At 73.1% G+C, this 12,668-nt stretch carries 10 protein-coding genes; 6 read left to right on the top strand and 4 right to left on the bottom strand.

Annotation, left to right across the window (positions count from 1 at the left end; translation table 11 throughout):
- Window positions 1-189: 189 nt before the first annotated feature.
- Entirely contained in the window at window positions 190-3,531 is a 3,342-nt protein-coding gene (locus ACZ6S4_RS15265) for a TIR domain-containing protein (RefSeq protein ID WP_465475523.1), read from the top strand.
- A gap of 70 nt (window positions 3,532-3,601) precedes the next feature.
- On the opposite strand, the gene ACZ6S4_RS15260 is transcribed toward ACZ6S4_RS15265, so the two are convergent.
- Together ACZ6S4_RS15260 and ACZ6S4_RS15255 are read right to left on the bottom strand one after the other, a co-directional pair.
- On the bottom strand, window positions 3,602-4,066 hold the full coding sequence (locus ACZ6S4_RS15260) for a hypothetical protein (RefSeq protein WP_465475522.1): 465 nt from the start codon (window positions 4,064-4,066) through the stop codon (window positions 3,602-3,604).
- A gap of 154 nt (window positions 4,067-4,220) precedes the next feature.
- A complete protein-coding gene (locus tag ACZ6S4_RS15255; RefSeq protein ID WP_465475521.1) occupies window positions 4,221-5,426 on the bottom strand; it encodes a helix-turn-helix domain-containing protein in 1,206 nt (401 codons plus the stop codon).
- 204 nt (window positions 5,427-5,630) lie between these two features.
- Here ACZ6S4_RS15255 and ACZ6S4_RS15250 point away from each other — a divergent pair, with 204 nt between their 5' ends.
- Both ACZ6S4_RS15250 and ACZ6S4_RS15245 read left to right on the top strand, forming a co-directional pair.
- Entirely contained in the window at window positions 5,631-6,110 is a 480-nt protein-coding gene (locus ACZ6S4_RS15250; protein WP_465475520.1) for a nuclear transport factor 2 family protein, read from the top strand.
- Between the two features lie 48 nt (window positions 6,111-6,158).
- On the top strand, window positions 6,159-6,767 hold the full coding sequence (locus ACZ6S4_RS15245; RefSeq protein WP_465475519.1) for a TetR/AcrR family transcriptional regulator: 609 nt from the start codon (window positions 6,159-6,161) through the stop codon (window positions 6,765-6,767).
- Window positions 6,768-6,771: 4 nt separating this feature from the next.
- Here ACZ6S4_RS15245 and ACZ6S4_RS15240 read toward each other — a convergent pair whose 3' ends face one another.
- A complete protein-coding gene (locus tag ACZ6S4_RS15240) occupies window positions 6,772-8,166 on the bottom strand; it encodes a phosphorylase family protein (protein ID WP_465475518.1) in 1,395 nt (464 codons plus the stop codon).
- Window positions 8,167-8,262: 96 nt separating this feature from the next.
- Between ACZ6S4_RS15240 and ACZ6S4_RS15235 the strand changes: the two genes are divergently transcribed.
- From ACZ6S4_RS15235 to ACZ6S4_RS15225, 3 genes are all read left to right on the top strand, one after another.
- Complete coding sequence (locus ACZ6S4_RS15235) at window positions 8,263-8,955, top strand: hypothetical protein (RefSeq protein ID WP_465475517.1); 693 nt, start codon at window positions 8,263-8,265, stop codon at window positions 8,953-8,955.
- Between the two features lie 471 nt (window positions 8,956-9,426).
- The gene (locus ACZ6S4_RS15230) at window positions 9,427-11,136 is read left to right on the top strand and encodes a CHAT domain-containing protein (RefSeq protein ID WP_465475516.1); all 1,710 of its coding nucleotides are present in this window, start codon (window positions 9,427-9,429) and stop codon (window positions 11,134-11,136) included.
- 70 nt (window positions 11,137-11,206) lie between these two features.
- Window positions 11,207-12,049, top strand: a complete 843-nt coding sequence (locus ACZ6S4_RS15225; RefSeq protein ID WP_465475515.1) for an enoyl-CoA hydratase/isomerase family protein — start codon at window positions 11,207-11,209, stop codon at window positions 12,047-12,049.
- Here the strand turns inward: ACZ6S4_RS15225 and ACZ6S4_RS15220 are convergent.
- Window positions 12,039-12,638: a TetR/AcrR family transcriptional regulator gene (locus ACZ6S4_RS15220; RefSeq protein ID WP_465475514.1), complete on the bottom strand. Its 600-nt coding sequence runs from the start codon at window positions 12,636-12,638 to the stop codon at window positions 12,039-12,041. The two genes, ACZ6S4_RS15225 and ACZ6S4_RS15220, sit on opposite strands and share 11 nt — an antisense overlap.
- Window positions 12,639-12,668 lie beyond the last annotated feature (30 nt).

Below are 12,668 nucleotides of genomic sequence, written 5' to 3'. Positions count from 1 at the left end.
GGGGAGGAAAAACGGCCCCCTCCCTCGAGTTGGGGGAGGTAACCACCCCGAAAAACAGGGTTGGGGGAAGGGCTGGCCCACGGGGGGGGGGGGGGGGGGGGCCCCCCCCCCCCCCCCCGACCGCTTTACCGGTACGCCGGTGACGTGGAGAATCGGTCCCCGTCAATCAAGCTGACGACGGGGACAGTCATGCCGTTCGACGGGTTCATCTCCTACAGCCATGCCGCCGACCGGCGTCTCGCCCCCGCGGTCCAGCGGGGTCTGCACCGGCTGGCCAAGCCGTGGCACCGGCGCCGCGCACTGTGGATCTTCCGGGACCAGACCGGGCTGGCCGTCACGCCCGCGCTGTGGAGCTCCATCCAGCAGGCCCTGGACGGCTCCAAGTTCTTCGTGCTGCTGGCCTCGCCCGAGGCGGCGAGCTCACCGTGGGTGAACCGGGAGATCGAGCACTGGGTGGCGACCAAGTCACCGGACCGCGTCCTCCCGGTGGTCACCGACGGCGAGTGGCGCTGGGACGCCGACACCCGGGACTTCACCGCCGATTCCACGGCTGTGCCGGCTGCGCTGCGGGGTGTGTTCACCGAGGAACCGCTGTACCTTGACCTGCGCTGGGCTCGTGATGACGTACACCTGAGCTTGCAGCACATCCGCTTCCGCGACGCGATCGCCCAGCTCGCCGCCCCGATGCACGGGGTGAGCAAGGACGAGCTGGAGGGCGAGGACGTCCGGTACCACCGGCGGGCCCGGCGGTTGTCGGCCGTCGCGGTCGCGACGCTGGTGCTGCTCACCCTGCTCGCGTCGCTGGCCGGTGTCGTCGCCACGCGCAACGCCGGCCGGGCCAACGCCGCCGCGGCGGAGGCCGTCCGGCAGCAGCGGGTGGCGACCGAACAACGCGGCACGGCCGAACGCGCCACGGAGGAGTCGCTGCGCCAGCAGGAGAACGCCCGTGTGCAGGAGGTGAAGGCGCAGGACGCGGTGGCCGAGACCGAACGGCAGGCGCAGCTCGCCGAGGAGCAGCAGGCACTGGCCGAGGACGCCGCCGCCGAAGCGAAGCGCGAGCAGGCCAACGCCGAGCAGTTCCGGGCCGACGCCGACCGGCAGAAGGCCAACGCGGAGCGGCAACGGGCGGCGGCGCAGGGCGCCTCCGAGGACGCGGCGCGCCAGCGGGAGAACGCCGAACAGCAGCTGGCCAACGCGCGGCGGCAGCAGGAGCTGGCGAAGCAGGCGAGGGCCCGTGCGAAGGAGCAGGAGAAGCTGGCCCGGCACCACCGCGAGCTGGCCCGGCAGGCCAACCAGGAGCGCATCAAGCAGGAGAAACTGGCCCGGGAAGCCGCCGCGGACGCCCGCCGCCAACGCGAGCAGATGGCTCTGCAGCAGCGTCTGGTGATCAACCGGCGGCTGATGGGCCGGGCCCGCGCGATGATCACGGACGACCCGAAGAAGGCCCTCATGCTCGGCGTGGCCGCGCAGCGCCTGCACACCGACGACCAGACCCTCGAAGAACTCAGCCACCTCGCCATGTCGACGCACTACGCCGGCGCCCTCGCCGACGCGGTTGATGCCGCGGCCCTCGCCGGTCAGGTGGTCGCCGTCGCCGGGCCCGGCGGGACGGTGACGCTGTGGAAGACGGCCGACCCGGCGAACCCCGCCCGGATCGGCCTGCTGCCGGCCGGTGGAACGGCGGACAAGACGCTGGCGACCAGCCCGGACGGGCGGACCCTGGCCGTCTCCGACGGCAGCCCGCAGGCGGTGCTGTGGGACGTGACAGACCCGGCCCATCCGGTACGGAAGGCAGCACTGCCCGACGCCGCGGGGATCGTGGCAGTCACATTCAGCCCGGACGGTCACACCGTGGCCACGAGCAACCGCGACAAGAACACCGTCCTGTGGGACCTCAGCACGGCGACACCGTCGACGCTGGCTAGCATGCCGGGGGCGTACCCCCTGCAGTTCAGCCCGGACGGGCGCACCGGAGTGACCAGCGGCACCGCGGTCACCGTCTGGGACCTGACCGATCCGGCCCACCCGGTCCGCGGGGCCGCGCTCACCCAGCTCTGGGGCGATCCGGTCGTCGACGCCGCCGTCGAGTTCAACCCGAAGCTGCCGGTGGTGGCCGTCGAGGAGTACGGCGACTACATGCGGCTCTGGGACCTGACCGACCCGGCCCAGCCCCGGCGCGGCTCCTCAAAGGTGGCGGCGTCCGGGGAGGCGCACCTGAGCACGATGGCGTTCAGCCCGGACGGGGGCATGCTGGCCCTCGGTGACTCGGACGGGTCGACCACGCTGTGGACGGTCGACCAGAACGACGGGTGGCCGTGGCTGCCGACCCAGATCACCACCGTGGTGGCCCGTGGCGGCCCGGTCCAGTCGATGACCTTCAGCCAGGACGCCCGCACGCTGATCACCGTCGGAGACCGCCGGACGGCGACGCTGTGGAACACCAGGGGCCGCTTCGCCCGCGACGCGATCGCCGAGCTGCCCGGACCGTACCCGGGCAGCATCGTGGGACTGACGTACGGGGCGGACGGCCACTCGCTGCTCGCCGCCGGCCATCAAGGATCGGCCGTGCCGTGGGACCTGACCGAGCCGACCCGTCCCGTGCGGCGGGACGCCGTACCGCTGAGCACCGGCAAGGTCGAGGCCATCACGCTGAGCCGGGACGGCCGTACGCTGGCGGCCACCGGCGCGGACAAGACGGTGACCCTCTTCGACATGGCCCGCCCGACCGCACCCACCCAGCTGGCCACGATCAAAGACGAAGGCGACCTGGTGTACGCGACGGCGTTCAGCCCGGACGGCCGCACCCTGGCCGTCGGGCGCCGCGACGGCAGGACCACGCTGTACGACCTGGCCGACCGCCGGCACCCCGTGCTGCTGACCACGCTCGCCCTGCGCAAGACGTTGACGGCCATCGCGTTCAGCCCGGACGGGCGCACGATGGCCGTCGCCGAGGGCTACAACGTGTCCCTGTGGGACCTGGCCGACCGTTCCGTCCCGGTGCGGCTCACCTCGATCGCCCTCTCGGAATTCATCGGCTACACCGCCAAGGTCCTCGCGTTCAGCCCGGACGGCCGCACCCTGGCCGCCGGCACGGACAACGAGGCGGCGGCGATGCTCTGGGACGTCGGCGACCCGTCCCAGCCCAGCCGCATCGCCACCCTGATCGGCCACACCAACGCGATCCTCTCGCTGGCCTTCACCCCGGACGGGCGCACGCTGGCCACGGCCAGCCTGGACAATGCCATCATGCTGTGGGACATCGCCGACCCGGCGACCCCGATCCGGTACGCCACGATGAAAAGTCCCGAGCTGCAGAGCTTCTACACGGCGCTGAGCCCGGACGGCCGCACGTTGGCCGCCGGCGGCACGTACGGCGGCCCGAGCACCGCCGTCACGCTCTGGGACATCACGGTGCCGAAGGAAGTCGCCGCCGATCCGGCCCGGCAGGCGTGCGCGGTGAGCGGTCGCGGCCTCACCGCCGAGGAATGGGCCCGCTACATCCCCGAGATCCCCTTCGAGAGCACATGTTGATCCGGCAGGCCGGCTACGGCGAGGACGAGCCGCTGGTCGTCGGAACGCGGCGCGCTGGGGGCCTGCCGGTCTACCCGGCCCAAGGCGGGCTCACTGCTGACATCGTGGTACCTGTCGCCTCGCTGTCCAAGCAGATCACCGCCGCCTGTGTGGCTTTGCCGGTGCGACAGGCTCGGCTGGACACCGCGTCGACCTGGGGGAGTGGTTGCCCGAGCTGCCGGCGTGGGCCCACGGCGTACGGGTGCGGCACCTCGCCGGACCGGGAGCGAGCATCTGTCCGGCGGGCGGGTCTAGACCCGTCGGTCGGACGTGCGCGGCCGCAGGTGTCCGACCAGGGCGAGAGTGCGGTCCGGCGGAACCACACGATGGTCGCCAGCAGGACCAGCAGGATCAGGGGTACCAGCACGTCGCCGTCGAGCAGGACGAGCTCGGTGAGCACGGCACCGCTCATGACCCCGACCAGGCCCAGCGCCCCGAGCCCGCTCAGCCGGGGGATGAGCAGGCGGCGGGCCATCGTGACGACATGGTCGAGCAACGCCGAACGCCACGCCCGCTGTTGCCCCGAGGCGAGCCGGTGCTCATGACAGCATGCGCAACCGGCAGGTCGTCGCCACCCGGTTCTTCGTGCTGCGCGGCATGTGGCGGTACCGCCTGCTGGAACGGGTCCTCGACCTCTGACCGGAACGGGTTCAGCCGGTCTGCATGCGCTCGTACAGCGCGCGCAGCTCGGTGCCGCCGGCCTGACGGCGGGAACGGTCCAGCAGGATCCGGAGGGTCTCGGCGACCTCGGCCGACGTGCGCACATGCTGCGGCGCGATCCGTTCCGCGGTGAGCAGGAAGCGGACGGCCTCGCGGTCCTGCCCGCCGATGCGGGTCAGGGCCCGGGCGGTGTCGGCGTAGTAGAAGACCTGCCGGACCCCGGCCGGGATCGCCCGCGGGTCGGTGCGCCGGGCGATCTCCACCACCCGGACCGGGTCGCCGTCGCCGGCCTCGATGCTCATCCGCCAGATGTCCACGTTGGTGGGTCCGAAGAACATGCCCATGGTGTTCGTCTCGCCGGTGCGGCGGGCCAGCCGGGCCGCCTCGACCAGCCAGTCCCGGCTGTCGTCGAGCCGCTGCCGGCACCGGCCGGCCAGGGCGGCGACCAGGTGCAGCGAGCCGAGCACCTCCGGCCCGCCGGGCCGCCCGAGGTGCCGGCTCAGGTCGTCCACGGCCCGCTCGGCGAGGGTCTGGCCCCGCTGGTACGAACCGCAGGCGGTGGCCGCTCGGGCCAGCGCGTACGCCGCGTGTCCGCGCAGCACCGGGTCGCCGGTCGCCTCCGCCGCGTCGCGGCACCGCTCCGCGGCCAGCCAGGCGTCCGCCGGATACCCGAGACCACGCAGCACCGTGGACGCGACGTGGGTCGCGTCGCACAGCAGCCGCAGCGCCTCCAGCTGATCCGGGCCGGCCGTCTCGGTGTGCAGGTCCCGCAGCAGATCCGGGAGCAGGCGGGAGGCGCCGGCGTAGTCGCACGCCTGGTGCAGGGCGTCGGCCAGGGTGACGCTGCGGCGCAGCTCGGCCGTCGGCGGCGCGGGCCGGGCCGGTGGCTCGGTGAGGTCGATGTCGACCAGGGCCCGGCGCAGCTCGAACACGCCGGCCCGGGCGGACGCGGTCGCCCGGTCGAGAGCCGGCACCCCGGTACCGGCCAGATCGGCCGGGGCACAGTCCAGGGCGCCGGCGATATCCGCCAGCATGAACCGGTTGTCGGCCGTCTGGAGCCCCCGTTCGATCCGGCTCCAGGTGGCGTGGGAGACACCGGCCCGGCTGGCGGCGTACCGGACACTCCACCCACGAAGCAGGCGGCGGGCGCGGATCTGCTCGCCGACCGCGGGGTCGGCGCTCCGTCGGAGGGTCATACGAGCGACGGTAGCCCCGCAGCTCCGCCGGGCGGTCCATCCCTGTACCACCAACGGTGGCCGCCGGTCAGTCGGCGTCCTCGACGACCGTGGCGTTGTAGTCGCCGGTCCAGGACGCTCTCGCGCCGCGGACCCGGTTGTTTTTGGCGACAACCTGTCGTAATCTTTGCGACGGATTGTCGCCAAAAGAATCGAGGGCTTCCCATGACCGTGCTCGACGATCGCGCCCAACTCTTCGAACTGCTGAGCCGCTACGCCGACATCGCGGATCTGAAGGAGTTCACCGACCTGCCCGGCCTCGTCTTCACCGACCCGCTCACGATCGACTTCGAGTCCGTCGCCGGCATCCCGCCGATGACCGTGCCGCTGAGCGACTACGTCGGGATCGTCCGGGCCTCCTTCGCGTCCTTCACGGCGACCCACCACGCCATCACCGGCCACGTGATCGCCGTCGACGGTGACCGCGCGACGATCCACGCGCACGTCCGCGCCGAGCACTGGCTCCCGGCCGAGCTGGCCGGCGACGGGCCCGACCGCTGGCTGGTGGCCGGCTTCTACGACAACGAGGCGGTCCGCACGCCGGACGGCTGGCGCCTCAGCCGGGTGAAGCTGACCGCGGCCCACCAGGAGAATCCGCAGCTGGCCGGGGTCGCCGTGGCTGCCGGGCAGGCCGGCCGGCAGTGAGGGCGGGCCCGGCACGATCGGGACGCCCCGGTGGGGGAGGATGATCGGATGCCGCGGATCCGGGGAGCCAGCATCGACGAGCACCACGAGATGGTGTGGGCCGAGCTCGCCGAGGCGACGCGGCAGCTGCTGCTCGAACGCGACTACGACTCGATCACCATGGGCCACATCGCGGCCCGGGCCGGGCTCGCGCGCAACACGCTGTACAACTACGCCGCCGACAAGAGTGCGCTGGTCATGGCCCTGACCGAGCGGGCCGGCCGGCCCACGGTCGAGCGGGTGGCCGCGATCGCCGCCCGGTCCGCGGAGCCGGCCGCGGAGCGGCTGCCGGAGATCATCGAGGCGGTGCTGCAAGCGTTCACGGACCAGGCCCTGCAGTTGATGTTCCGGCCCGGCTCCGGCCCGCCGGATGCCGCGGCGCCGAAGGGGCCGGGCAGCCCGTTCCACGCGATCGTGCTCGAGGTGGAGAACGTCGTGCGGGACGGCATCGCCCGCGGTGAGTTCCGCGACGTCGGCGACGTACAGCTGGCGGTGGAGCTGTTGTCCGGCGTCATGCGCGCGGGCGCCGAGCGCCTCGGCCGGGATCCGGCCGCCTTCGCGGCCACGGTCCGGATGGCGCGGGAGATCATCCTCTCGTCGCTGGCGCGCGCGGAGTGAGCGGTCAGACCGCCTGCAGGTACGGGGATTCCGTCAGGCAAGTGGTGAGGGTGTCCAGCTCGGCCCGGGTGTAGCCGAGGAAGTAGATCGCCCGGAGCCCGGTCGTCGCCCGTTCGTTCAGATGATCGACCGCGGCGGTGATCATGGCGGTCGCGGTGGCCTGCGGGTCCCCGTGCCCGCTGCCCACGCCGAGCAGCGGGAAGACGATGCTGGTGACGTCGAGGGTCTCGGCCAGCGCCAGGGCGTTGGTCACGCACACACCGACGTTGCGGACCTGACGGAAGCCGGCCCCCGGCTCGCCCTGGACCGAGGCGACGTGGATGATCGCCCGGACGTGGTGGCTGTCCGCCAGCGAGCCCGGGCCGGTGACGAACGCGGCACCGGGCATGACCGGCCGGCGGCTGCCCACCTGCTCGGCCAGCTGGCGGGCGATGGTGTCGTCGACGATCCGGCCGCCGCCGTCGCGGCGCGCACCCCAGTAGCGGACGATGCCCGAGATCGTGAACTCGGCCGCCCGGGACATCTCCATGTCGGTGTTCTCGCTGCTCACCCAGGCGTCGGCGAAGCGGACGCGGCGGATGCTGCCGGCCACCGCACCGAGCCGGCAGGGCGATCGGTGTGCCGGTAGGAGGGCGAACATGCGGGGCTCGTCCGCTTCGGCCTCGGCGGTCGCGTCGTCGTCGGCGCGCTTGGTGAGCGGCTCCCGGCGCAGCACGGCCAGCGCGAAGCGGGCCGCGGCCTCGCTCGCGTACTCCTGCCAGGCGTCGTCCTTGTCGTGGTCGGCCAGGTCGCTGACCGCCTTGATCAGCAGAAAGCCGGCGCCGCTGCGGTAGGAGGCCGTGGCGACGCCCAGGCCCTCCATCTCGACCCCGACCGTTTTCGGCCAGGCCCGGCTCAGCCGGGCCAGCTCCCGGCTGTCGGCGATCACCTTCTCACCACTGAGGACCGTGCCGAGGTGCGACCGGGGCTGCGCCGGCGGGCCGGGACGGTCGGCGTCGATGTACGGCGCCCATTCGCCCGGCTCCACCTCCTGTGCCGCGGCCAGCAGCGCGAAATCGGGCCGGTGCACGTCGGGCCGCCGGTGCAGGCCGGCCTTGTCGTGGCGGCCGGGCTCGTAGCCGACGACGGTGTCGGCCACCAGCACGTCGCCCAGCGCCAGGCCCGATGTCGTCGGCGCCCCGCCCGCGATGCCGATCAGCAGTACGGCAGCCGGGCGCAGAGTGTCGATGAGCTGCTGCGTACCGGCCGCGGCGCCGGTGTTGCCCATGCCGGCCAGGCACCGCGCGACCACCCGGTACGGTCCGACCCGGGTCACGCCGCCGAGCGCCCGCAGCACGGCACGGTGCTCGACGGGCAGCGCGGTGAGCAGGACCACGTCCGCCGCTCGTGGACTTGACACCCCTCTACCGTGCCACGCGCCGATAGAATCTCCACCCGTGCCGCCCACGCCCGTCGATGCCGTGCGCGGCCGCCCGCATCCACCTCGGACCGTGACATGACCGGCGACGGGAGGGTGACGGCGCTCAGCGACCGGATCCGGATGTTCCTGGCCGGGAACCACGAGTTCGTCACCTCGGACGAGGCAGTGGCCGACGCGCACATGGTCATGCTTGCCCTCGACAGTGAGACCATCCCATCGAGGGATGCCGGCCGTGCCCTTCGCCTCGTGGCCCGGTTCTACTGTTTCCGGTATATGATGCTGCCGCCCGGCCGGCGAAAAGCCGAACTCCGGATAGCGCGGCAGCTCTTCGGGTACATCGCCCCGGACCCTCATGCCGCGGCCGCTTCCGAGACCGCGGTGCTGGCCGGCGCGCTGCTGCTGCGTGGTTCCGCGGACCTCGGCGTGCTCGACCGGGTCGTCTCGATGATCGACGAGGCCCTGCCCGAAGCCGACGACCTCGGCACCGTCGCGCTGCTGTCCCACCTCGCGGTTGCGCTCCGGCGGCGTTTCCAGCTGCGGCACCAGCGTGATGATCTCGTCCGAGCGGTGGATGTCTGCCGACGGTGGGCGGACTGCTGCCGCTCGAGGGTTTCGCCCGCGGGAGCGCCCACTCGATGCTGGCGGCGGTGCTGGGCACGCTCTTCGAGGCGTCCGGCCGGCCGGAGGACCTCACCGCCGCGGTCGCGGCGGCACGGGAGGCCGTCGCCGGGCGGGATCCGGACCGGATGCACCGTGCGCGGTACCTGACCAACCTCGGCAATCTTCTGCGGACCCGCTATGAACACTACCGGTCCCGCGACGATCTCGATGAGGCGGTCGGCGTCTGTGCCGAGGCGCTCGCCCTCGCGCCCGATCACCGTGGGGTGGCCGCCGTGTGGTCCAACTCCAGTGCGGCCCTGGGGGACCGCTTCCGCCTGGCGGGCGACCCGGAGGACCTGACAGCGGCCATCGACGCGGCCCGGCACGGTATCGCGGCGGCGCCACCGGGTGATCCGGACTTCGCCCCCTGTGCCGTCCATCTCGGCCTTGCTCTGCTCGACCGTTTCCGTCTCGGGGGCTCCGGGGAGGCGCTGGACGACGTCCGGGAGGCGGTCCGCATGCTGCGGGTCGCGCTCGAGGAGCTACCCCCGGCTCACCGATTCCGCGGTCCGGCGTGGGTCGATCTGGGCGCCGGGCTGCTCACTCTTTTCGAGGCTACGGGCGACCGCGCCGTTCTGGATGAGGCGGTGCTCGCCGGACGAGCCGGCCACCGCGCCGGACGCGACGACGACCCGCTCCCGGGCAATCGACGCCCTGAACCTCGCCGAGTCTCTGCGTACACGGTTCGGGGTGTCGGGGGAGGGCAGCGACGCGAGGGAAGCCGCGGACCTGTTCCGGGAGGCCGCCGAAGCGGTCACCGCGCCGGCGAGGATCCGGCTGGACGCCGCCCGGACCTGGGCCGATCTGGAGTCGACGCTGGAGTTCGGCAGCGCCGGCGCCCTGGCGGCCTATCGGGCAGCCGTCGGCCTGCTGCCCGTGGTGGCCTGGCGCGGCCTGCCGCCTGAGGACCGTGAGAACCTGCTGGCCGAGTACGCCGGCCTGGTCGACGAGGCGGCCGCCACCGCGATCGAGGCCGGTCACCCGGAGGAAGCCGTCGAACTGCTCGAAGGCGGCCGGGCGGTGCTGTGGTCGCAGTGGCTCGCCACGCGCGGCGACCTGGCCGCGGTCACCGCCGCGTCGCCGGAGCTCGGCGCGCGCCTCGACGCTCTCCGCGCGGTGCTCGACGACGACCTGTCGACGGTTGAGGACCGCATGGCGGCCGCTCAGCAGTGGGAAGCCACGGTGGCGGAGGTTCGCCGGCTGCCCGGCCTGGACGGCTTCCTGCGCCTGGCGACCTTCGCGGAGCTGAGGACCGGGCTGCCGGCCGGCACGGCGGTCATCGTCACGACCAGCCGGCACCGCTGCGACGCCCTGCTCGTCGACCGGGACGGCGTCCGCGTCGTCCGGCTGCCGGAGCTCACCTTCGACGACGCGTACGACCGCACCAACGCTTGCCTGGCCGCCCACGAGGCCGCCGACAGTGGCGGGGACAGAGCCGCCCACGACGCCGCGATCACTGCAACCCTGGCGTGGCTGTGGGAAGCCGTGGTCGGCCCGGTGCTGGCGGAGATCGGTCCCAGGGAGCCCGGGCACCGCGTGTGGTGGTGCCCGACCGGACCGCTGATGCTGCTGCCGCTGCACGCCGCGACCAGTGCCGACGGCCTTGATTGCGCGCTCGACCGGGTGGTGTCCTCGTACACGCCGACCGTCCGGATGCTCGCCGACGCGTCCGGCCCGGACTCCGGCACGCCCGGCACCGAGGTCCTGGCCGTCGTTCAGTCGGCCACGCCGGGACTGCGACCGTTGCCGAGCGCCGCCCGCGAGCTGGGCGTGCTGCGCGAGCTGACCGGCGGCGAGCTCACCGAGCTGAGCGACGGACGGGCCACCCGCGCCGGCGTCGTCGCGCTGGTCGCCCGGCACCGGGTGGCACACTTCAGCTGCCACGGCCTGCAGAATCCGCGGGATCCGAGCCGCAGCGGGCTGGCCGTGCACGACGGCTTCCTGACGGTGGCCGACCTGCGCGCGGTCACCGCCGGATCGCGGGGCGACTTCGCCTTCCTCTCCGCCTGCAAGACGGCGGCCGGCGGGGTGCGGCTGCTCGACGAGGCGCTGACCGTCGCCGCGGCCCTGCACTACGTGGGCTACCGGCGGGTCGTGGGCACCCTCTGGTCGGTGCCCGACCTGCGGGCCGCCGCGGTCAGCAGCGACGTCTACCACCGGATCATCCCGTCCGGCCGCCTGGACGCCGCCGCCTCCGCCGGCGCCCTGCACGAGACGGTGCGGGAGCTACGCCGGCGCTTCCCCGGGATGCCGCGTCTCTGGGCGTCCTACGTGCACCTCGGCCGCTGACCCCTGGTGGGCTGTGGCCAGGGCGTTTCCCTGGTGCGACCCCCCTGGCCGGTGACGCGAGTCTGATCGCATGAGTATCGCGGAGCAGTTCCACGTCAACGAGGTGTCGCCGTCCTACTGGCGGGTGACCTTCGACAACGGCCCGGTCAACCTCCTGGACCCCGACACCGTCGAGCAGCTCGGCGCGCTCATCGGGCGCATCGAGAACGACCCGGACCTCACGGTCGTCGTCTTCCGCAGCGACCGGCCGGGCTACTTCATGGCCCACTGGGACTTCCTGGCCGACGGCGCCCGCGTGGCCCGGATGGCCCCGGGACCCACGGGCCTGCACCCCTACCTGGACAACTTCGTGCGGCTGAGCCGGGTGCCGGTGGCCACGATCTCCGAGATCCGGGGCCGCACCCGCGGCGCGGGCAGCGAGTTCGTGCTCGCCACCGACATTCGTTTCGCGTCCGAGCAGGCGGTCCTGGGCCAGTTCGAAGTCGGTGTCGGTGCCGTACCCGGTGGCGGGCCGATGGCCCGGCTGGGCCGGCTGGCCGGTCGCGGGCGGGCCCTGGAGATTCTGCTCGGCGGTGAGGACATCTCCGCGCGGACCGCCGCCGAGTACGGCTACGTGAACCGGTTGGTCCCGGACGCCGACATCGAGGCCGTCACCGACGCGTTCGCCCGGCGGATCGCGGCCTTCGACAAGGTGGCCGTCACCGGCATCAAGGAACTGGTCGACCGGGCGACGCTGCCGGCCGACGAGGAGCTGGCGGCCGGGCTGGCCGCGTACTTCGCCACCGCCGGGCGGCCGGAGCACCGGCCCTTCGTCCGGCTGCTGCTCGACAAGGGACTGCAGCAGGCCGGCGGCATCGAGACCGACCTCGGCACCGCCATCGGGGAGTTGCGCCAGAACACGGTCACGGCCTGAACGCGCGGAGGGTGATGTCCACGAGCGCGTCGGCGTACTCCTCGGTCAGCGGCCCGGATCGGTGCAGCCAGCGCTGGAACAACGGTGCGTACAGGACCTCCAGCACGAGGTCCAGGTCGGCGTCCGCGGCCAGCTGGCCCGCCTGCTGGGCCCGGCGCAGCCGTTCCTTCTTGGCTTCGTCGACGGGTCCGGCCAGCTTCTCGCGGTACAGCGCCGTCAGGCCCGGGTCGGCGACGATCTCCATGGTGAGTGCTCTGATCGGTGCCTCGAAGGCCGGATCGGCGAACTCGGCGACGGTGGCCCGCATGACGGTCCTGAGGTCGGCCGCGATGTCGCCCGTGTCGGGCAGGCGGATGCCGTCCTCGTCCCCGGCCTCGCTGAGCGCCAGGAACGCATCGAAGATCACCGCGCCCTTGGACGGCCACCACCGGTAGATGGTCTGCTTGCCGACCCCGGCCCGGGCGGCGATGGCTTCGATCGAGATCTTCGCGTATCCGAGCTGGGCGACCAGCTCGCGGGCGGCGTCGAGGATGGCCCGGCGCGATCGCTCACTGCGCCGGGCGGGATTCGGGGTGCTGGGGCGGGACACGTCCGGGAGCCTAACACCGAACAAGACGAG

Source organism: Actinoplanes sp. NPDC051405 (genome assembly GCF_055586185.1).
This window is presented reverse-complemented; position numbering and strand designations above follow the sequence as displayed.

Coding starts and splice junctions, on each gene's coding strand:
- ACZ6S4_RS15265 (WP_465475523.1), top strand. CDS start 190: ATGCCGTTCGACGGGTTCATCTCCTACAGCCATGCCGCCGACCGGCGT.
- ACZ6S4_RS15255 (WP_465475521.1), bottom strand. CDS start 5,426: ATGACCCTCCGACGGAGCGCCGACCCCGCGGTCGGCGAGCAGATCCGC.
- ACZ6S4_RS15250 (WP_465475520.1), top strand. CDS start 5,631: ATGACCGTGCTCGACGATCGCGCCCAACTCTTCGAACTGCTGAGCCGC.
- ACZ6S4_RS15245 (WP_465475519.1), top strand. CDS start 6,159: ATGCCGCGGATCCGGGGAGCCAGCATCGACGAGCACCACGAGATGGTG.
- ACZ6S4_RS15235 (WP_465475517.1), top strand. CDS start 8,263: ATGACCGGCGACGGGAGGGTGACGGCGCTCAGCGACCGGATCCGGATG.
- ACZ6S4_RS15230 (WP_465475516.1), top strand. CDS start 9,427: ATGAGGCGGTGCTCGCCGGACGAGCCGGCCACCGCGCCGGACGCGACG.
- ACZ6S4_RS15225 (WP_465475515.1), top strand. CDS start 11,207: ATGAGTATCGCGGAGCAGTTCCACGTCAACGAGGTGTCGCCGTCCTAC.